An 18498-nucleotide genomic window follows, 5' to 3' on the forward strand; every position below is an offset into this window, starting at 1 on the left:
TTGCATTTAATCCTCTGAAAAGGCCCAAGGGGTGGTGATTGTCAGGCCCAATTGTGCGCCAACGTCAAAGCGGGCGCGGGTTTCTGCAAACAGGCGCGCGCCGCAGTCGGTGACTGTTTCCAACAGGTATTTGCCGCCCATATAGGTGACCCGCGCGACCTTGCTGCGCAGATCGCCACTCTCAGAAATGGTCAGGTTTTCGGGGCGCAAGCAGACATGGCTGACCTGCTTCTCGGCGCGTGCTGATTGCACCGCAACTTCGGCCCCCAGTATCCGCGCCTGCCTCGCCCCTCCGGCATGCGTGACCTCTTGCACGGGCACCACAGTCCCGCGCCCGACAAATTCGGCAACAAAGCGGTTTTTGGGCCGTTCATAGAGGGTTTGCGGCGTGTCGAACTGCTGAATGCGGCCCTGATCCATCACGGCGATCCGGTCGGCCATCGCCATGGCTTCGGCTTGGTCATGGGTGACATAGACCATCGTGGCCCCGGTGCGTTTGTGAAAATCGGTAAAGACGCCCTGCATCGTGGCCCGCAGCGCCACATCAAGGTTGGCCAAGGGTTCATCCAGCAGCACCGCGCAGGGATCAGAGACCAGACACCGTGCCAAGGCCACCCGCTGCCGCTGTCCGCCCGAAAGGTCAGAGGGCATGCGATCGGCGTAGGCCTCAAGTCCCGTGGAGGCGAGCGCCGCATCGGTTTGTCTGGCAATCTCGGACTTGGAGAACCTGCGGATCTCAAGCGGGTAGGACACGTTGCGCCGCACCGACATATGCGGCCAGAGCGCGTAGGACTGAAACACAAAGCCGATGTTGCGCTCTTCGGGGGGCAGGCTCACCCCTGTTTGAGCATTGGCCATTTCGCGGGCGCCGATGCGGATTTGGCCGCTGGTGGGGGTCTCGAACCCCGCCAAGATGCGCAGAAGGGTGGTCTTGCCACAGCCCGACGGCCCCAAAAGTGCGATAAATTCGCCATCGTCGAACCGGGTTGTGATGTCTTGTAGCGCAGGGGTGCCTGCGAATGTCTTGCCGACCGAGGACAGGTCTATGTCTGCCATGGGACAACTCCTTTGGGAAAGCGACGGGAAAACAGTTGGATCAGCGCCATGAGGACGATGACCACAAAGACGATGGTCATCGCCAAGGCGCTGGCCATGCCGGTTTCGCCACTGTCATCGAGGTTGAAGATCACCACGCCCAATGTCTCGGTGCCCGAAGACCACAAGAGCGCGGAAACCGTGAGTTCGTTAAACGCGGTAAGAAATACAAGGATCGCCCCCGCCGCCGCCGCCGGGGCCGAAAGCGGAAAGATCACATCGCGCAGGCGCCGGTAGAGTGAGGCACCAACCGATTGCGCGGCCTCATCCATAGCAGGATCGAACTGCTTCAGGCTTGCCTGAACCGGGCGGAACATCACCGCGAAGAACCGCGCGAGATAAGCCAGAAAGATGATCCAAATGGTGCCGTAGAGCGTGGCCTCGGTGAAAGGCAGCTTGATCAGCAGCAGGATCATCGCAATCGACAGGACAACACCCGGCAGCGCGTAAGGCAGATCAAGCAGGCTGTCGAAAAGCCGCGCAAGTCGCGTTTTGCGCCGCTCCATCAGCCACGCTAGGGGCAGGCAGATCATCACCAAAACGGCAGAGGCCCCCGCCGCCAGACCAAAGGAATTAACAAAGGCCCGCGAAGTAACGGGTTGGCGAAAGAGAACCTCATACCAAGATGCAAGCGTCACGGTGTCAAAGCGCAGGGTCACCCCATAGGCAGGCACCAATGATGTTGCCAATAGGCCGAACATCGGCAGGACGAGGATGGCAAAGACCACGGCCCATAGAAGTATCTCAACCGGTAGGCGGGCCGCGCCCAAGGGCAGGGCCAGCGGGCGGGAGGTGCTGCCCACAAGATGCAATCTCTGACGAGACTGGCATAGGCGCTGCAACAAGATGCCCGCCACGGCGACCGCCCCGATCAGCATCGCCAGAACCGAAACCTCGGCCAAGACGGTTGTCCCCATGCCAGCCAGCTTTTGATAGACCAGCGTCGGCAGCGTCGCATAGCCTGCGGGAATGCCCAGCATCGCAGGAATGCCAAAGTTGCCAAGTGCAGTCACAAAGGTAATCGCCGTGCCCGCCGCCAGACTGGGCAAGGTCAGGGGCATCACGACCTGCCACCATGTACGCAGCCCTTTGGCACCGCTGATGCGGGCGGCCTCAACCACGTCTTGGGGGATAGACCGCAGACCCGCGCGCAGGGTCAGGAAGATGATCGACATATGTTGGATTCCCAAAAGGAAGATGATCCCTTGCGGCGAATAAAGTGGCTGCGGCGCGCCAAGCGGGGGGGCAATGCCTAGCGTTTTTAGTAAGACCGACGACGGCCCCATAATCTGGGTCCAGGACAGCGCGGTGATCTGCGGCGGGATCATCATCGGGATCATCAAACAAAAGACCAAAGCCGCCTTGGCCCGTAGGTCTGTCAGTGCCACCAAAAAGGCAAAGGCCGCGCCAAGCACCAGCGATACCAAGGTGCCAAAGCCCGCCGTGACCAGCGAATGTTTTAACGCGCTCAAAGTAGAGGGTTGTGCCAGCACATCGCGCATAAGGGTCAGGCTGGGACTGCCCTGATCGGTGACGCCTTCGACAAACAGGCGCAGAACTGGGGCGAGCGTCAGGCAAATCGCGACGATCAGAATGGCAGAGAGCAGCCGGGCCTCGGACCGGCTGCCTCCATTTTGTTGTGCGACACTCATCATTCAGCGCCGAAAAGCTCTGCGAATTTGGCTTTGTTGGCTTCGGCATTTGCAAGGGCCTCGGCAGGGTCAAAGGCCATAAGCTTGATGTCTTCGCGGGCGGGGAACCCTTCGGGGACGCCCATACCGTCACGGGCAGGGATATAACCCATGTCCAGAACCAGTTCTTGGCCTTCAGTGCTGAGCAGAAAGTCGACGAATTTCTCTGCGCCTTCGACGTTCTTGGCGGAAGACATGATCGCCACAGGCTCGGTCACATAGGAAACACCTTCTTCAGGGAAGACGAAATCAACCGGGGAGCCATCGGCTTTGTTGCGGATCGCGAGGAAGTCGACAACCATGCCATATGGCTTTTCACCCGAAGCCACGGCCTTGAAGGTGCCGCCGTTGCCGCCCTGAGCGCGGGCCTCATTCGCGGCGAGGTTTTCGTAATACTCCCAGCCCAAAGTCTCATCGCCGGTCAGCGTGGCAAGGTGGATCAGCGCGGCACCGGAATAAAGTGGTGAGGGCATTGCGATTTGCCCTTTGATGGAAGCGTCTGACAGGTCTTTCCAAGAGGTCGGCGCGGTCTCGACTCCTGTGTTGTAGACGACCCCGGTGGTGATCAATTTGGTCGAATGGTAATAGCCTTCGGCAGAATGCAACGTCGCGTCATAGTCACCGGCTTCGGGCGATTGGTAAGCGGTCAAAAGACCTTCCTGTGCCATGCCTTCCAACGTCACCGTATCGGCGATCAGCAGGACATCGGGCTGGGGGTTGCCTGCCTCAATCTCGGCACGCAGGCGGGCCATCAATTTGGTTGTACCATCGCGGACCCAATCAACTTCGGTGCCGGGGTTGGCAGCCATAAAGGCGTCAACGGTCCGCTGCGCATCGGCATTGGGCTGCGAGGTATAAAGAGTGATCGTATCGGCCATGGCCGTGCTGGCCAAAAGCGCGAAAGCGGTGGATGTGACGAAGGACTTCATGGGGTGCTCCTGGGGTTTTAACTTTCGAACGAAAGCAGTTCACATGAGCCTTATCCCTGAGAAGTTTGACGGTTTTGTAACAGTTAGTTGAAACTTTTATTTATATTGCGAGATTCAAAAACTTTTCCTAACCTACCGAAAATTTTGAGAATTTTTCAAAGGAAATGACCGTGCGACGGGAAGTAACCCAGCGAAGAGATGAGATTATCGCGCTCCTGTCTAAGAGCGAGACCCTATCGGCGATTGAGCTTTCGTCCGAGCTTGCCGTTTCGGTGCAAACCATACGAGCGGACCTGCGCGATCTTGATGAAGCGGGGCTTATCCAGCGCCGCAACGGCAATGCGCGGCTGCGGCAGCAAAGTGAGAACATTGGCTATCTGCCTCGCGAAAGCATCGCGCGGCAGGAAAAGCAGCGCATCGCTTTGGCGGTCAAAAGCCTGATTCCAGATGGCGCACGGGTGGCGTTGGGGACCGGCACAACAGTGGAAACCTGCGCCCGGTTTCTGGCCTCGCATAATGACCTTTTCGTCGCATCCAATAGCATCCACGCCGTCTGCGCCCTGCAACAAGCCCCCGGCGTTGCCGTTGAACTGGCAGGCGGAACCGTAAGAATGCGCGATCTCGATATGATCGGCACGCCTGCGCTTGAATTCTTTGCAAAGTACCGCGTCGATTACGCGGTTTTTAGCTGCGGGGGTCTGTCCGAAGAGGGCATGGTGATGGACTATAACGCTGACGAAATGAGCGCACGCAAGGCCATCGCGAGCTGCGGCAAAAAGAGCATTCTGGTGATGGACAGCACCAAGAACCGATTAGATTTGGCATTTCAGATGGGCCACCTCTGGGACGTTGATATCGTGGTGACAGGCGCAAGGTTTTCGCCGCCTGTTATGGAAAGTTGTGCGCGGCATGGCTGCGAAGTCATTCGCGTATGACCGGGTTATTGGGCGGTTTCGCCCCGTCCGGCTGAAAGCAGAACGGGGCAGGGCCGCTAAACCGCAAAGCCTTAGTTCAGACGCAGCCCCGTATCGGGCGCAAAATACGAGACTTTACCCAGATCAAAGGCCAATCGCTGCTTTATGCCCGGCGCAGCGGTGGTTTCCGCGTGCAGCCGCGCGGTGACATGTTTGCCGCCCAACTCCATGACCGCATAGGTGTCTGCGCCCGCAGGCTCTACGATGTCGATGACGCAATCGGCCTCTTGCGAATCCGGGCGGGAATGCGCGTTTGCATCGGCGATGTTTTCGGGGCGGACACCGATAATCACATCCTCTGGCAGGCTGAGGTTTTTGCGGTCGGTCAAAACCATTGACCCGCCCGATTTGCGCGCGATTTCGATTGTTGTTCCGGCGCTACCGGACCGTGCCTTTGCCGGGATCAGGTTCATCGCCGGGCTGCCCATGAAATCTGCGACGAATAGGTTCGCCGGGTGGTTGTAGATCTCTGCAGGCGTGCCGATCTGCTGAATGACACCGCCCTTCATGACGACGATTTTGGTGGCCAGCGTCATCGCTTCGATCTGGTCGTGCGTCACATAGACCATCGACGCACCAAGCCGCTGGTGTAGGGATTTGATCTCGGTCCGCATCTCGACCCGTAACTTGGCATCGAGGTTGGAAAGCGGCTCATCAAAGAGGAACAGCTTGGGGTCGCGCACCAAGGCACGGCCCATGGCGACGCGCTGGCGCTGGCCACCCGAGAGATGGCCGGGTTTACGGTTAAGCAGTGGTTCGATCTGCAATTGCTGCGCCACATGGGCGAGCTTTTCGGCCTGCGTGACCTGATCAACGCCGCGCACCTTCATGCCGAAAGTGATGTTTTTTGCGACGGTCATCGTCGGGTAGAGCGCGTAGGATTGGAACACCATCGCGATGTCGCGGTCTTTGGGACTGACGCTGGTCATGTCACGCCCACCGATGCGGACCTCGCCGCCGCTGATCGGCTCCAGCCCAGCAATACAGTTGAGCAGGGTCGACTTGCCACAGCCCGAAGGGCCGACCAGCACAAGAAAATCCCCCTGTTCAATCGCCACGTTGATGTCCTTGAGGATCTCAACCGTGCCATAGCTTTTGAAGAGATTGTTGATTTCGAGGATTGGGGCCATTGATTTATCCTTTCACGGAACCGGCGGTCAGGCCGCGGACAAAGTATTTCCCGGCAATCACATAGACGAGAAGTGTCGGCAGTCCGGCGATGATCGCGGCGGCCATGTCGACGTTGTAGGCTTTGACGCCGGTGGTCGAATTGACGATATTGTTTAGCGCCACGGTCACCGGCTGCGTACCGGCCTGACTGAATGAGACGCCAAAGAGGAAGTCGTTCCAAATTTGGGTGAATTGCCAGATCACGGTCACCACGATGATCGGCAAGGACAGCGGCAGGAAGATCGACCAGAAGATGCGGAAAAACCCTGCGCCATCCACCTTGGCCGCCTTTGTCAGTTCTGACGGGATCGAAACATAGTAGTTGCGGAAAAACAGCGTGGTGAAACCCAACCCATAGATCACATGGACAAAGATCAGCCCCGGAATTGTGCCTGCCATACCGATCAGCCCCAGCACCCGCGCCATGGGCAGAAGCACCACCTGAAAAGGGATGAAGCAGCCAAAGAGCATCAGTGAAAAGAACAGGTTCGCGCCGCGAAAATTCCATTGTGCCACGACATAGCCGTTCATCGCGCCTAGCAGGGTGGAAATCACCACTGCCGGAATGGCGATGAGGACAGAGTTCCAGAAAAACGGCCGCACCCCTTCGCATTGGATACCGGTGCAGGCCTCTGACCATGCCGTGCGCCATGCGGCGAAGGTCACGTCGCGGGGCAGGGCGATCAGATCGCCTGTGCGGATTTCCTCAAGGCTTTTCAGTGAGGTGGTCAACATCACAAAAAGCGGTAGCAAATAGAACAGCGCAAAAAGCAGCAGCAAGATATACAGCATCCACCGCAGGATCAGCCTGCCTGTCCGGCCTTCAGCCTGATGCGGGGTCTGCGCGAGGGAAAGATCAACCATCTTTGGACCTCAATTCAGAATAAAGATAAGGCACGACGATAGAGAATACGACGAGCATCATAATCATGGCCGAGCTTGCCGCTTGTCCGATATCCCCGCGCGAAAACGCCATGGCGTACATGTAGGTGGCGGGCAGATCAGTGGCATAGCCCGGGCCGCCGCCTGTCAGAGCGATGACCAGATCAAAACTTTTGACTGCAAGGTGCGACAGCACGATAAAGGCCGACAGGAAAATCGGTGCCATCGCCGGGATGATGATCGCGGTATAAACGCGCCATGTCGGGATGCCATCGACCTGAGCGGCCTTGATGATTTCCCCGTCTACCGAACGCAGCCCGGCGAGAAATAGCGCCATGACGAAGCCGGAGCTTTGCCAGATCGCCGCAAGCACAATGGTGTAAATTGCCTTGTCGGGGTCAATCAACCAGTCGAAGGTAAAGTTCTCAAACCCCCAGCCGCGCACCATGGCCTCCAACCCCAAACCGGGGTTCAGGATCCATTTCCACGCGGTGCCGGTCACGATCATCGACAGCGCCATGGGGTAGAGGTAAATCGTACGGATCGCACCTTCGGTGCGGATGTTCTGATCCAGAAGGATCGCCAGCGCGAGACCCAGAACCATCGCAATCACGATGAACAGCGTCCCGAATACAAAGAGATTGCCAAAGGCCGTTTCCCACCGCGGCGAGGCAAAGAGCCGTTCGTATTGGATGAAACCTTCGATCTCATACTTCGGCAACAGCCGCGAGCGCGTCAGCGATACCCAGGCTGTCCAAGCGATAAAGCCGTAGACGAAGATCAGAACGGCGATGAACGAGGGCGCCAGAACCAGTTTGGGGGTGTTTTCTTCAAGCCACTTGATCATGTGAATGTTCCGAATTGGCCTGCCCCCACAAATGCGCGGGGGCAGGAGCAGGCGTTACATACTGTTGGCGATGCCGTCGGCAAGCATCTGGACTGCATCGGCAGATGACATGTCCGAGTTGAAATGCGCAGTCACGACATCTGTGATTGCACCAGCCTGCGCGCCGCGCAGCGCCATGCCATGGGCATAGCTTGGCAGCAGCGCATCACTGTCAGAACTGGCTTGCATGTCATCGGCGGACAGACGGGCGCAATCGTCAAATTCATCCAGCGCTACATCGGTGCGGGCAGGGATCGACCCTTTGTTGAGGTTGAACACTTTTTGAAAGTTCTGCCCGACAACCAATTCAGCCAGAAGTTCTTGGCCAGCCTTTTTATCATCGCCGTCCACGTCGAACATTGCAAAGCTGTCGACGTTATAAAGGAAACCTTCTCCCGGTGCAGAAGCACAGAGGAAGTCTTCGCCGGGCACCTTGCCCGCAGCCATGAATTCACCCTTGGCCCAGTCGCCCATGATCTGGAAAGCGGCCTCTCCGTTCATGACCATAGACGTGGCAAGGTTCCAGTCGCGGCCAGAGAAGTTGCTGTCGACATAGCCGCGCAGGGTGCGCATTTGGTCGAACACCGCGATCATCGCGTCCGACGTGAGGGTTTCGTTGTCGAGCTCAACAAAGGCTTTGCGGTAGCCGTCTGGCCCAAGGATGCCTAGGGCGACTGCCTCGAAAATCGTAGCGTCTTGCCAAGCCTGCCCACCGTGCGCGAGGGGGATGATTCCGGCCTCCTGCAGCTTGTCGGCGGCGGCGTTGAATTCATCCCATGTGGTGGGCATCTCGATGCCATTGGCGTTCAGCACCTCGGCATTCGCCCAAATCCAGTCGACCCGGTGCACGTTGACCGGCGCAGCACACCATGTGCCCTCGCATTTCATATGCCCAGCGATGGAGGCGGGCAGCACAGTTTCCCAATCGTTCGCCTCGGCGACCGAAGAAATATCGGCCAGAACGCCTTCTTCGTACCATTCCTGAATTGCGGGGCCCTTAAGTTGGACGGCCGTTGGTGCGTTGCCTGACAGCACTCGGGCGCGCAGAGCGGTCATTGCCGCGTCACCGCCGCCGCCAGCCACCGGCATATCGGTCCAGCTGCCGCCTTTGTCGGCGAATTCTTTTTGCAAAACGGCGACGGATTTCGCTTCGCCGCCAGATGTCCAATAGTGCAGCACCTCGGCTGTCGGTTCGGCGAGGGCCGAAGTCGCGACAATCATCGACAGGGCAGATACCGCCCCGGTTACATAGGTATTCATGATGTTTCCTCCCGTGGAAATGACGGCCCTCCCAGACCGGATGGCAGGAGATTGTCGCGGAAAAACACAGCTTGCAATGCGCAGGGCACAGCAAACCGGGCTCAACATGCAATTATCCTGCGCGCACGTTACAGCTTGTTACTTAGCCGTGGATTTTGTTGCATCATGGCGCTCAGACGGGGACAAGGCGGTAGTATCCCGCTGAGGGTAGAGGAGGAGAGTGGGTGGCGATTCCGCGGATTTTGGTGGTCGATGATGATGTAGAGATGCGGCAAATGATGACGCAATTTCTGCAAAAGCATGGGACGATCGCATTGCCCGCCGCAACGGAGGAAGAGCTCGCTGCTCATCTTGAGGGTGGGCGGGTCGATCTGATCTTGCTCGATGTGATGCTGGGGGATGAAAGCGGGCTCGATATCTGTGGGCGCTTGCGGCAGGATCAAGACGTGCCAATCATCATGGTCTCGGCCCTGTCGGCGGACCATCAGCGGATGGAAGGCTATGCGGTAGGGGCCGATGACTATATCGCCAAGCCATTCAACCCTGAACTGCTGCTCGCACGGGTGAAGGCCGTGCTGCACCGCACGCGGCGGTCCTCTTCGCTGGTGCACCGCCGCAATACCAAGACTTTTACATTCGCAGGCTGGACCTATGATGCAAAACACAATGAGGCGCGCGCGCCCAGTGGGGTGCAGGTTTCGCTGTCTCGGCGCGAGACGGCGCTTTTGCGGGTGCTGCTTGCAAATCCGCATATCCCCCTGACCCGCGAAGAGATCGCCGCAGCACTTGATGTAACAGGCGAGGCAGGACCGCAGGGCGATGGGCTGGGCCGCGCCATTGACGTTTTGGTCGGGCGGCTGCGCGCTAAAATCGAAGTGGACCCGAAACACCCCTTATTCCTGAGAACGGAACGCGGGGTTGGCTATGTCTTTGCCGTCGATGTGATGGAACACGACAGGTGATCCAGCGCCGCAGCCTACGGGTGATTGGCAGCTTGCTTGTCATCACGGCCTTTCTTTCCGGTGGGATTGCCGTGTGGCTATGGAGCCATTCTAACGCAAGCTGGCGGGCACATCAGGAACGTGCCTATGTCGCGGGGATCAACCTTTACTACGCCGTGCAAAACGGCACCGTACCGGCGGAGGAGGTACAAATCCGCCCCCTCAGCGCTGAGGATCAGGCCCGCGCCGCGCGCGGGGCCTTCCGTCAGATTTCTCACGCCCCTCTCGCAGCGCGAGTCACTATTGTCCTGATCTCTGCCGATAGCGCGAACAGCCAGACCGGGGCGCCCCTGACCATGGCGATCCTGTCGCCCGATCTTACCTACAAGCTGGCCGAGATGCCCAATCGCGCCGATCAAACCGCGGCGGAGAAGACCGGAGAGGTCTTTCGTCTGGTGGCGTCCTATTGCTCCGATCCGGTTGTGCTGACCCAGATGGGCAGTGCGCCGTGGTTTGAGATCGACGCCGCGTCCGTGCTTAGCTGCGCCGCAGCCCCGGCTGATAATCGCATGTGGGCTGTCCTATTGGCCGTGCTGGCGATGGGGGTGACCCTCACCGTGGTGCTGAACCTCTCGGCTGAGTTTTCGCAATTTGCCGAGCAATTGCGCAGCCGCCGCCGCATCGGCGGCCCGGCGAGCTATGATCTGCCCGGCCCACAGGAGTTGCAGGACATCGTTTCGGCCGTAAACAGCTTTCTTGAAGATGAACGCCAACAATTGTCGAGCCGCGCCGCCGTTCTTTCTGGCGTGAGCCATGACCTTGGCACCCCCGCAACACGCCTGCGCCTGCGCAGCGCGCTTATTCCCGATGCGGCACTGCGCCAGAAACTTGAGGCCGATATCGACAGTATGACGGGGATCATCGAAAGCGTGCTGACCTATACGCGGGTCGAGATGAACGTCGAAAAGCCACGCAAGCTTTCACTGGGCTCACTGATCGATTCCATCGTCGCTGATTATCAGGACACGGGCAGGGATGTGACCTTCCGCACAGGGTCGGACATTGTCGTGCAGAGCGCCCGTTCGGTCTTTAGCGCGCGACAGGGGCAAAGCGTGTTTGCAGCCGACCGGGACGTCACTGTGATCGGGCGGCCCGTCTCACTTGAGCGCGCGGTGACGAACCTGATTGAGAACGCGCTGAAATACGGTCGTCGTGCGATTGTCGCGCTCGAAGCTGACGCCCATACAGCGAGGATCATCATCGAAGACGAAGGCTCTGATAGCTCTGCTGAGGATATGGCGGCTCTCATGGCCCCGTTTCAGCGCGGGACCAATACGGCCACGATCGACGGCTATGGCCTTGGCCTTACGATTGTTGCGGCGATAGCGAAATTGCATGGCGGGTCGCTGTCCTTTGAGGACACGTCTAATGGCCTAGCTGCGTGCCTTGTGATCGACAGAGCGTGATTTCGTCTTGCGCCGAGAGGAATGCCAAATCTGTGTAGGTCGGTTCAGCATCACCGACAGGTGCTGGCCTGTCAGTGTGAATATGCTACAGGGTGGCAATCCAGAAACGAAGCACCGGAACACTCCGGTAACCACGCAAAGCGCGCCATATGAGATTTGGTCGGTGTTGAGGTTGAGATATTGACGTATAAAGTTGAAAGAGCGGCCCGCTTGAGCGTGGCCCCCATGATGGATTGGACCGACCGCCATTGCCGCTATCTGCACCGACTGCTTAGCCGCGAGACCCTGCTTTATACTGAGATGGTCACCGCGCCTGCGCTTGTGCGCGGTGGTGCGCTGCATCTGTTGGATCACGATCCATCTGAACACCCCGTGGCCCTCCAACTTGGGGGCTCGGACCCCACAGAGCTCGCGCAGGCAGCGCGGTTGGGGGCGGATGTGGGTTATGACGAGATCAACCTCAATTGCGGCTGCCCGTCTGACCGGGTGCAATCAGGTGCATTCGGCGCGGTCTTGATGCAGCAGCCGGGGCTGGTGGCGGACTGCGTGGATGCCATGCGCGCGGCCTGTGATGTTGAAGTGACGGTAAAATGCCGCATCGGTGTGGATGATCAGAACCCTGCGGAAATCTTGCCAGAATTCCTGTCGCGCATTGTGGCGGCAGGCTGCACCCGTGTCACGATCCATGCGCGTAAGGCGTGGTTGCAGGGGCTGAGCCCCAAGGAAAACCGCGATATCCCGCCGCTAGACTATGATTTGGTGCATCAGATGAAGGGGCTGTTCCCCAATCTGCATATCTCGGTCAATGGTGGCATTACGTCGTTAGAACAGGCCGAGGCCGTTCTCGACGCCGGGCTAGACGGCGTTATGGTCGGGCGCAGTGCCTATCATTCGCCGACCGACATCCTCGCCAGTGCCGATCGGCGTATCTATGGTAAAGAGATGGACAGCAGTGCAGAGGCGGCGGTGCAGGGGATGTTGCCCTATATCGAGGCGCATCTGGCCAGCGGCGGGCGTTTGGGGCAGGTCACGCGGCATATGCTGGGGCTTTTTGCCGGCCGTCCCGGCGCGCGGCAGTGGCGGCGTATCCTATCGGAGGGGGCGCATAAGCCCGGCGCGGGTCCGGAGCTGGTAGAGGCCGCTTTGGCCGAGGTCGCCGCGGCACAGGAAATCGCCGCGGCGGGGTAGGGTCAGGCAGTCGGTTCAATCACAGGGCGTGGGCGTAGGAGCGCTAAGGTAAGCACCGCCGCTACCAGACCGCAGGCTGCGATCGCCCCCAGCATCGGTGTGACAGAACCGTCAAAGAACGGCCCGGCCAGCGCGATGGAAAGGCCACCTGCTACCATCTGCAAGGTGCCGCCCAGTGACGACGCAAGCCCCGCGATATCGCCGTGATCGTCCAGCGCCACGACCATGACCGTCGGCACCACGACGCCAAGGCAGGCGTTGGCGCAAAACAGCCCCGCCATCACCAGATAGAGGCCCGGCTCGGTGACCAACGCGGTGATAAAGATCGCGGCGGAAAGGAAGACGAAGCCCGCTACCCCGCGCCGCACGAGGCTGCGCATGCCCCAACGTTCGCCTAGAAAACCGGCCAGTTGCGAGGCCGAGAAGAAGCCAACTGCGTTCACCGCAAAGGCCAGCGAGAACCCGGTCGGCCCCAGCCCGTATTGCCCGGTGTAGACGAAGGGCGCGAAGGCGATGAAGACAAAGAAAGACCCCATGGCAAAGCCGCCGATAAAGGTCAGCCCCATGAAGATCGGATCGCTCAGTAGTACCTTTGCCCCGCGTGCAAGGTTGCGCGGGTTGATCCGCACGCGGCGTTTTACAGGCAGCGTTTCGGGCTGAGCGAAGGCGGTGAGGGCCAGAGCGGCGATAGCCAAGACAGCCAAGGTCATGAAAATCGCGCGCCAATCGGCCAGCGCCATCACTGCGCTGCCAGCCAGAGGGGCCAGCATCGGCGAGATCGAGATCACCAGCATCAACATCGCCATCAACCGCGTGGCCTGCGTGCCAGTATATTGGTCGCGGATGATCGCACGCGGCACCACCATCAGCACCGCACCGCCGAGCCCTTGCAGCGCCCGCCAGCCGATCAGCGCCGTCATCGTCGGCGCAAAGGCGGCCCCGAAGGAGGCGATCAAGAAAAGCACCAGCCCCACCATGATCGGCAGCTTGCGCCCCGCCTGATCGGCCCACGGGCCATAGAAAAGCTGACCCAGTCCGAAGGCGATGAAATAGGCGGTGATGGTTGCCTGAACCGCCGTCTCAGACGCGCCATAGCTGGCGGCGATGGCGGGCATGGCGGGCAGATACATGTCGATGGCGAAGGGGCCGACCAGCCCCAGCAACCCGAGAATGAGCGCTGAACGTAGCACGTGATGTCCTTTCGGATGGGATGGCCGCAGCCATAGGAGGAGGCGGCAAGCGCAGACCGATATGCCCGCCTTGAACTTCGCGCGCAACCTAACCTTCCGTAGGGGAAGTGCAACCCCGCCTTTATGGCCTTGAACCCCCGGTAGGAAACGGCTTGAAAGAGCGCAGAAACCTCGGGGAGGGCTTCCATGCCAGAGTTGAACGTATTGCTGCCGATGCTGGCGCTTATTGTCCTGATCGGGGGGATTGCGGGTGTCTTGGCGGGGTTGCTTGGCGTGGGCGGCGGCATCGTCTTGGTGCCTGCCTTCTTTTATGTGCTGCATTCGTTGGGCTATGGCGGGCCGCAATTGATGCAGATCTGCCTTGCGACCTCGCTGGCGACCATCATCGTCACCTCGGCGCGGTCGGTGCATGCACATAACAAGAAGGGCGCGGTCGATTGGGAAATTCTGCGGACTTGGGCACCGGGTATCATGCTGGGCGCGGTTCTGGGCGTGATTTTGGTGTCACAATTGCGAACTGTGACGCTCCAGATGATTTTCGGCGGCTTGGCATTGCTTGTCGGGCTTTATCTTGGGTTCGGGCGCAGCGATTGGCGCTTGGGAGAGAACATGCCGCGCGGCATTAAACGTGCGGTTCTATCGCCAATGGTCGGGTTTCTGTCGGTTCTCATGGGGATCGGCGGCGGCAGCTTTGGCGTGCCGCTCATGACATTGCACGGGCGGCCGATCCACAAGGCTGTGGCCACTGCGGCGGGCTTTGGCCTATTGATCGCCGTGCCGTCGGTCATTGCATTTCTGTTTGTGGACATAGCCCAAAACCGACCACCGCTGACGATAGGCGCGGTCAATGTCGCAGCCTTTGGGATCGTTGTGGCGATGACACTGATCACGGCACCTTGGGGCGTGCGATTGGCCCACGCGATGGACCCCAAGCCGTTAAGGCGGGTCTTTGCCGTGTTTCTGATACTGGTGGCACTAAATATGTTGAGAAAGGCACTCTGGGGGTAGGGTCGTCCGGTTTTACACCTTAAACCTGCCGAAATTCGACAATTTACGCCCAATTTAAGCCCATTTTCATCAATTCGCCGCATTCTCGACACAAACTAGAGGTTGAATGCCCTAACGGCGGCAGAATCAGAGGAATCGATCTAATGGGCCAGTACCGGACCAAAGCAATCATTCTAAAAGGGCAGGGCGAGAACCTCGCTTATTGGCGGCCTGCGCGTAATGGTCGTCGGGCGTTCCGTTTTGATGGGATGTTCACCCGCGAAACCAGCTTGTCTTTCGCACGGGCGTCTTTCCCGGCGGCGAACTATAACGCTAGCCCCATTGGTTACCGCGACGGCACAGATAGCGACGCCGCGCTGATCTTTCTTAATCAGATCACCCAACGCCGCGGCGCGTGAGGCCGCGCTAATCGCGGCGTCGGGCCAGTTTCGCCGCGCGTCCCCCGCGCCGTTTTGTGTGGGCGCTGGCCCGTTCAGGCAATTCTTCCATGATGGCGCGGCGTTCGTCGCTGCTCATTGTTGACCAACGGCCAATCTCATCAATCGAGCGTAGGCAGCCGGTGCAGAGTCGACTTTCGGGATGCACCACGCAGATGTTGATGCAGGGGCTTTCAATCTCATCGCGCTGCCAGACCTTCTTACTCACGGCGCATCACCTGCAAGCGGTCCAAAAGCCCCTGTAAAATATAGCCCGCCGCCACATGGTCAATTACCTCGGCGCGGCGTTTGCGGGTGGTGTCGGCCTCTAGCAGCGCGCGTTCGGCGGCCACGGTCGACAGCCGCTCGTCCCAATAGGTGATCGGCAGCGGCGTGAGCCGGTCGAAGTTGCGGGCGAAAGCGCGGGTCGATTGGCAGCGCGGCCCCTCAGAGCCGTCCATGTTGCGCGGCAGGCCCAGAACGAGACCGCCGATACGGCGCTCGGCGATGATCTCGGCCAGACGCGCGGCATCCAGCCCAAATTTCTTGCGCCGCACGGTTTCCAGCGGGGTGGCGACAGATTGGAAACTGTCGCTTACCGCGACGCCGATGGTTTTCTCTCCCAGATCCAACCCGATCAGCGCCTGCATCGGGGGAAGGGCGGCGATAAAATCTGCGGTGTCGTCAAAAATCATCCTGCCACCCCTGCGCGTTCTCCGGCATTGCGGATCATATCCAACGCTGCGCTATCGCCCGAGAAGACCTCAAGCGCATTGTCATAGACTGCGCGTGCCTGATCGGTGTCGCCCAAGACGCCAAGCGAGGTTATCAGCCGCGCCCAGTCCTGCGGCGGGCCGCCTTCGCTGGCCAGACGGTCAGAGAGGCCCGCGACCATGCCGCCGATCATTTCCATCCGGTCGCCCGCGTCCATTTCCGAGGCGGCCTCGATGTCTTCGGCGGACGGCCCTCGGGCAGGCGCGCCGTTGCCTGTCTGAGGTATTTCGTAATCCACCCCGGCAAGGGCTGCGACCTGTGGGATCTGTACGCGGATCGGCTCAATCCATGCTGCATCCTCAGGCCCGCGCCGCAACAGCGCGTCCCAAATACGGAAACCGACATCTGGCCGCCCGGTCTGAACCATCATCAGCCCAAGGTAATAGCGCGCGCGGCCATCCTGCTCATCGCGGTTCAGCACTTCGCGCAGGGCCGTTTCCGCCTCGGGAGAGACATAGCCCCCCGCGGCCAACACCAGAAGTTCGGCGTAGTCGGCGATGTCCTTGGCGGTACGATCCGCGCCCTTAAGACGCAGCACATTGCCCTGCGCCTCGGCTGCGGCGGCGAAGTTCCCGACGCGGGCCTCGTTCTGCGCCAACAGGGTCTGGCCCTGCAAATCCTCGGGCCGTTCTTTGACCGTCGCGCGGAGCTGTTGCATCAGCGCGAGGTAATCCGCGCTCAGCCCCTCGGTACTGGGGCTGGCAGGCAGGCTTTCTTCCGCGCTTTGCTGGCTGGGGCGGTTGCGGCGCATGTCCTCGGCAAAGGCGATGCGGTCAGCAAGCGCCAGATCACCATAGCCGGGTTGGCCCAGATGCCAGTACAGCGCCAGTGACCCGGCACCCAAAGCGATAATCCCCCCGATTAGCACGAGCGGCGCGGGCCGCGACGTGCTTTGTACACGCGTGTCGCGCCCAGCATCGGCGGCGAGGATACGGCGCGAGATCTCGGTCCGGATTCGGGCGGCATCGGCCTCAGGCACCACACCGCGCGCTACGTCACGCTCCACCTCATCCAATTGGTCGCGGTAGACCTTGAGATCATAATCCGCCTGTACGGGCAGGGGCGTATCCGAGCCGCGCCATGCGGCCCGCGCCAGAGAACCACCTACGACAAGCGCCATCGCGCCAGAGAGAAACCAAAATATCATGCCCTCTACCTAACCTTTGCCCGACGCCGACAAAAGACCGCAATTGCCGCGCCCCCTGCGGCATTTTTCACCAATTGCACCACATGTCGCAAAACCGCGTCCAAATGCCGTGGTGGTCATTTCGAATATCTGCTCCTAGGCTCAGAAAAGACCACAGCCGCCCGCGCGGCCCGAATCCTTGCCGGGAAGTGACGTGATGAAGAAATACTCCGTTTTCGCAGTGGCCCGAGAGGCGATGCGCCATCATACGGGCTGGACCCGCGCGTGGCGCGATGCGCAACCGAAAAAACGCTATGATGTGATCATCGTCGGTGCCGGCGGGCATGGGCTGGCGACGGCCTATTATCTGGGCAAGAATTTCGGCATCACCAATGTCGCGGTGCTTGAGAAGGGCTGGCTGGGCGGCGGTAACACCGGGCGCAACACGACGATCATCCGCTCGAACTATCTGCAAGACCCCTCTGCCGCGATCTACGAAAAGGCGCGCAGCCTTTATGAGACGATGAGCCAGGATTTGAACTATAATGTCATGTTCTCCCCCCGCGGGGTGATCATGCTGGCACAGACCGAACATGAGGTGCGCGGCTATAAGCGCACCGCGCATGCCAACGCGCTTCAGGGCGTCAGCACCGAATTCATCGGCCCGGACCGCGTCAAACAACTGGTGCCGATCATCAACATAGATGGGCCGCGCTATCCGGTTCTGGGTGGGCTCTGGCAAGCGCGGGGCGGCACGGCGCGCCATGATGCGGTGGCTTGGGGCTATGCGCGGGCCTGCTCGGATATGGGCATGGACATCATCCAGAAGTGCGAAGTCACCGGCGTGCGCCAGACAGGCGGCAAGGTGACCGGCGTCAGCACCACGCGCGGCGATATCGACTGCGACAAACTGGGGATCGTCGTGGCCGGACACTCGGGGCAGCTGGCAAATATGGCGGGCTTCCGTCTGCCGATCGAAAGCGTGGCCTTGCAGGCGCTGGTCTCGGAGCCGGTCAAACCCTGTATGGATGTCGTCGTCATGGCCAATACGGTGCATGGCTATATGAGCCAGTCCGACAAGGGCGAGATGGTCATCGGCGGTGGTACGGACGGGCATAACAATTACACCCAACGGGGCAGCTTTCACCACATCGAAGAGACGGTGCGCGCGCTGGTTGAGACTTTCCCGATGATCTCCCGGCTCAAGATGCTGCGGCAATGGGGCGGCATCGTGGATGTCACCGGCGACCGCTCTCCGATCCTTTCCAAGACACCGGTCGAGGGGGTGTTTATCAACGGTGGCTGGGGCACGGGCGGGTTCAAGGCGATCCCCGGGTCGGGCTGGGGTTTTGCCGAGTTGATGGCCAAGGGGCATTCGCCGCTGACCGATGCCTTTGGGTTGGAGCGTTTCGCCGAAGGGCGCTTTATCGACGAATCCGTGGCTGCCGGGGTGGCTCATTGATGTTGCCGGTCAGCCACAATCCGCTCTGTGAGGTCGTCGG

18 protein-coding genes are annotated in these 18498 nt (G+C 59.9%); 7 read left to right on the forward strand and 11 right to left on the reverse strand.

All coding sequences use genetic code 11. The annotated features are described in order from the left end of the window. Nucleotides 1–6 precede the first annotated feature (6 nt). From ACSQ16_RS08725 to ACSQ16_RS08735, 3 genes are read right to left on the reverse strand one after another with little or no spacing between them, the layout of a single operon-like run. Entirely contained in the window at nucleotides 7–1056 is a 1050-nt protein-coding gene (locus ACSQ16_RS08725) for an ABC transporter ATP-binding protein (RefSeq protein WP_243260922.1), read from the reverse strand. Continuing rightward, nucleotides 1044–2747, reverse strand: coding sequence for an ABC transporter permease (locus ACSQ16_RS08730; RefSeq protein ID WP_243260921.1), 1704 nt, complete (start codon nucleotides 2745–2747; stop codon nucleotides 1044–1046). The genes ACSQ16_RS08725 and ACSQ16_RS08730 overlap by 13 nt, the downstream gene beginning before the upstream one ends. Further along, nucleotides 2747–3715 carry an ABC transporter substrate-binding protein gene (locus tag ACSQ16_RS08735; RefSeq protein ID WP_243260920.1) on the reverse strand — a complete coding sequence of 323 codons (969 nt, stop codon included), beginning with the start codon at nucleotides 3713–3715 and terminating at the stop codon, nucleotides 2747–2749. Before ACSQ16_RS08735 ends, ACSQ16_RS08730 begins: the two co-directional genes overlap by 1 nt. A 170-nt stretch (nucleotides 3716–3885) precedes the next feature. Between ACSQ16_RS08735 and ACSQ16_RS08740 the strand changes: the two genes are divergently transcribed. After that, entirely contained in the window at nucleotides 3886–4650 is a 765-nt protein-coding gene (locus ACSQ16_RS08740; RefSeq protein WP_317406015.1) for a DeoR/GlpR family DNA-binding transcription regulator, read from the forward strand. 71 nt (nucleotides 4651–4721) lie between these two features. On the opposite strand, the gene ACSQ16_RS08745 is transcribed toward ACSQ16_RS08740, so the two are convergent. The 4 genes from ACSQ16_RS08745 to ACSQ16_RS08760 are packed head-to-tail and all read right to left on the reverse strand — an operon-like array spanning nucleotide 4722 to nucleotide 8887. Beyond that, a complete protein-coding gene (locus tag ACSQ16_RS08745) occupies nucleotides 4722–5819 on the reverse strand; it encodes an ABC transporter ATP-binding protein (RefSeq protein WP_243260918.1) in 1098 nt (365 codons plus the stop codon). A 4-nt stretch (nucleotides 5820–5823) separates the two neighbouring features. Then, nucleotides 5824–6723 (reverse strand): carbohydrate ABC transporter permease, encoded by a 900-nt coding sequence (locus tag ACSQ16_RS08750; RefSeq protein ID WP_243260917.1) that lies wholly within the window; start codon nucleotides 6721–6723, stop codon nucleotides 5824–5826. Then, nucleotides 6716–7588 carry a carbohydrate ABC transporter permease gene (locus ACSQ16_RS08755; protein ID WP_243260916.1) on the reverse strand — a complete coding sequence of 291 codons (873 nt, stop codon included), beginning with the start codon at nucleotides 7586–7588 and terminating at the stop codon, nucleotides 6716–6718. The genes ACSQ16_RS08750 and ACSQ16_RS08755 overlap by 8 nt, the downstream gene beginning before the upstream one ends. Before the next feature lie 54 nt (nucleotides 7589–7642). Continuing rightward, nucleotides 7643–8887 (reverse strand): ABC transporter substrate-binding protein, encoded by a 1245-nt coding sequence (locus ACSQ16_RS08760; protein ID WP_093925807.1) that lies wholly within the window; start codon nucleotides 8885–8887, stop codon nucleotides 7643–7645. A 224-nt stretch (nucleotides 8888–9111) separates the two neighbouring features. On the opposite strand from ACSQ16_RS08760, the gene ACSQ16_RS08765 reads away from it, so the two are divergent. From ACSQ16_RS08765 to dusA, 3 genes are all read left to right on the forward strand, one after another. After that, entirely contained in the window at nucleotides 9112–9849 is a 738-nt protein-coding gene (locus tag ACSQ16_RS08765; RefSeq protein WP_243260915.1) for a response regulator, read from the forward strand. Further along, nucleotides 9846–11294 carry a sensor histidine kinase gene (locus ACSQ16_RS08770; RefSeq protein WP_243260914.1) on the forward strand — a complete coding sequence of 483 codons (1449 nt, stop codon included), beginning with the start codon at nucleotides 9846–9848 and terminating at the stop codon, nucleotides 11292–11294. The genes ACSQ16_RS08765 and ACSQ16_RS08770 overlap by 4 nt, the downstream gene beginning before the upstream one ends. Nucleotides 11295–11519: 225 nt before the next feature. Then, entirely contained in the window at nucleotides 11520–12482 is a 963-nt protein-coding gene (dusA, locus tag ACSQ16_RS08775) for a tRNA dihydrouridine(20/20a) synthase DusA (RefSeq protein WP_243263193.1), read from the forward strand. Between the two features lie 2 nt (nucleotides 12483–12484). Here the strand turns inward: dusA and ACSQ16_RS08780 are convergent, their stop codons facing one another. Further along, on the reverse strand, nucleotides 12485–13672 hold the full coding sequence (locus tag ACSQ16_RS08780) for a multidrug effflux MFS transporter (protein WP_243260913.1): 1188 nt from the start codon (nucleotides 13670–13672) through the stop codon (nucleotides 12485–12487). A 186-nt stretch (nucleotides 13673–13858) separates the two neighbouring features. On the opposite strand from ACSQ16_RS08780, the gene ACSQ16_RS08785 reads away from it, so the two are divergent. Together ACSQ16_RS08785 and ACSQ16_RS08790 are read left to right on the forward strand one after the other, a co-directional pair. Beyond that, nucleotides 13859–14680 (forward strand): sulfite exporter TauE/SafE family protein, encoded by an 822-nt coding sequence (locus ACSQ16_RS08785; RefSeq protein ID WP_093925811.1) that lies wholly within the window; start codon nucleotides 13859–13861, stop codon nucleotides 14678–14680. A 143-nt stretch (nucleotides 14681–14823) separates the two neighbouring features. Beyond that, on the forward strand, nucleotides 14824–15078 hold the full coding sequence (locus tag ACSQ16_RS08790) for a hypothetical protein (RefSeq protein WP_093925812.1): 255 nt from the start codon (nucleotides 14824–14826) through the stop codon (nucleotides 15076–15078). A gap of 7 nt (nucleotides 15079–15085) precedes the next feature. On the opposite strand, the gene ACSQ16_RS08795 is transcribed toward ACSQ16_RS08790, so the two are convergent. Genes ACSQ16_RS08795 through ccmI form a run of 3 tightly spaced genes read right to left on the reverse strand, consistent with a single transcriptional unit; the run spans nucleotide 15086 to nucleotide 17017 of the window. Beyond that, nucleotides 15086–15325: a DUF1289 domain-containing protein gene (locus tag ACSQ16_RS08795; protein WP_243260912.1), complete on the reverse strand. Its 240-nt coding sequence runs from the start codon at nucleotides 15323–15325 to the stop codon at nucleotides 15086–15088. Further along, nucleotides 15318–15791 carry a Holliday junction resolvase RuvX gene (ruvX, locus tag ACSQ16_RS08800; RefSeq protein WP_093925814.1) on the reverse strand — a complete coding sequence of 158 codons (474 nt, stop codon included), beginning with the start codon at nucleotides 15789–15791 and terminating at the stop codon, nucleotides 15318–15320. The genes ACSQ16_RS08795 and ruvX overlap by 8 nt, the downstream gene beginning before the upstream one ends. Continuing rightward, nucleotides 15788–17017: a c-type cytochrome biogenesis protein CcmI gene (gene ccmI / locus ACSQ16_RS08805; RefSeq protein ID WP_435988729.1), complete on the reverse strand. Its 1230-nt coding sequence runs from the start codon at nucleotides 17015–17017 to the stop codon at nucleotides 15788–15790. The genes ruvX and ccmI overlap by 4 nt, the downstream gene beginning before the upstream one ends. Before the next feature lie 196 nt (nucleotides 17018–17213). Between ccmI and ACSQ16_RS08810 the strand changes: the two genes are divergently transcribed. Next, nucleotides 17214–18458, forward strand: a complete 1245-nt coding sequence (locus ACSQ16_RS08810; protein ID WP_243260910.1) for a sarcosine oxidase subunit beta family protein — start codon at nucleotides 17214–17216, stop codon at nucleotides 18456–18458. Nucleotides 18459–18498 lie beyond the last annotated feature (40 nt).

The sequence above is a fragment of the Sulfitobacter sp. SH24 genome (genome assembly GCF_965641895.1).
GTDB lineage: Bacteria > Pseudomonadota > Alphaproteobacteria > Rhodobacterales > Rhodobacteraceae > Sulfitobacter > Sulfitobacter dubius.

Coding starts and splice junctions, on each gene's coding strand:
- ACSQ16_RS08725 (WP_243260922.1), bottom strand. CDS start 1,056: ATGGCAGACATAGACCTGTCCTCGGTCGGCAAGACATTCGCAGGCACC.
- ACSQ16_RS08730 (WP_243260921.1), bottom strand. CDS start 2,747: ATGAGTGTCGCACAACAAAATGGAGGCAGCCGGTCCGAGGCCCGGCTG.
- ACSQ16_RS08735 (WP_243260920.1), bottom strand. CDS start 3,715: ATGAAGTCCTTCGTCACATCCACCGCTTTCGCGCTTTTGGCCAGCACG.
- ACSQ16_RS08745 (WP_243260918.1), bottom strand. CDS start 5,819: ATGGCCCCAATCCTCGAAATCAACAATCTCTTCAAAAGCTATGGCACG.
- ACSQ16_RS08750 (WP_243260917.1), bottom strand. CDS start 6,723: ATGGTTGATCTTTCCCTCGCGCAGACCCCGCATCAGGCTGAAGGCCGG.
- ACSQ16_RS08755 (WP_243260916.1), bottom strand. CDS start 7,588: ATGATCAAGTGGCTTGAAGAAAACACCCCCAAACTGGTTCTGGCGCCC.
- ACSQ16_RS08760 (WP_093925807.1), bottom strand. CDS start 8,887: ATGAATACCTATGTAACCGGGGCGGTATCTGCCCTGTCGATGATTGTC.
- dusA (WP_243263193.1), top strand. CDS start 11,520: ATGATGGATTGGACCGACCGCCATTGCCGCTATCTGCACCGACTGCTT.
- ACSQ16_RS08785 (WP_093925811.1), top strand. CDS start 13,859: ATGCCAGAGTTGAACGTATTGCTGCCGATGCTGGCGCTTATTGTCCTG.
- ACSQ16_RS08790 (WP_093925812.1), top strand. CDS start 14,824: ATGGGCCAGTACCGGACCAAAGCAATCATTCTAAAAGGGCAGGGCGAG.
- ruvX (WP_093925814.1), bottom strand. CDS start 15,791: ATGATTTTTGACGACACCGCAGATTTTATCGCCGCCCTTCCCCCGATG.
- ccmI (WP_435988729.1), bottom strand. CDS start 17,017: ATGATATTTTGGTTTCTCTCTGGCGCGATGGCGCTTGTCGTAGGTGGT.
- ACSQ16_RS08810 (WP_243260910.1), top strand. CDS start 17,214: ATGAAGAAATACTCCGTTTTCGCAGTGGCCCGAGAGGCGATGCGCCAT.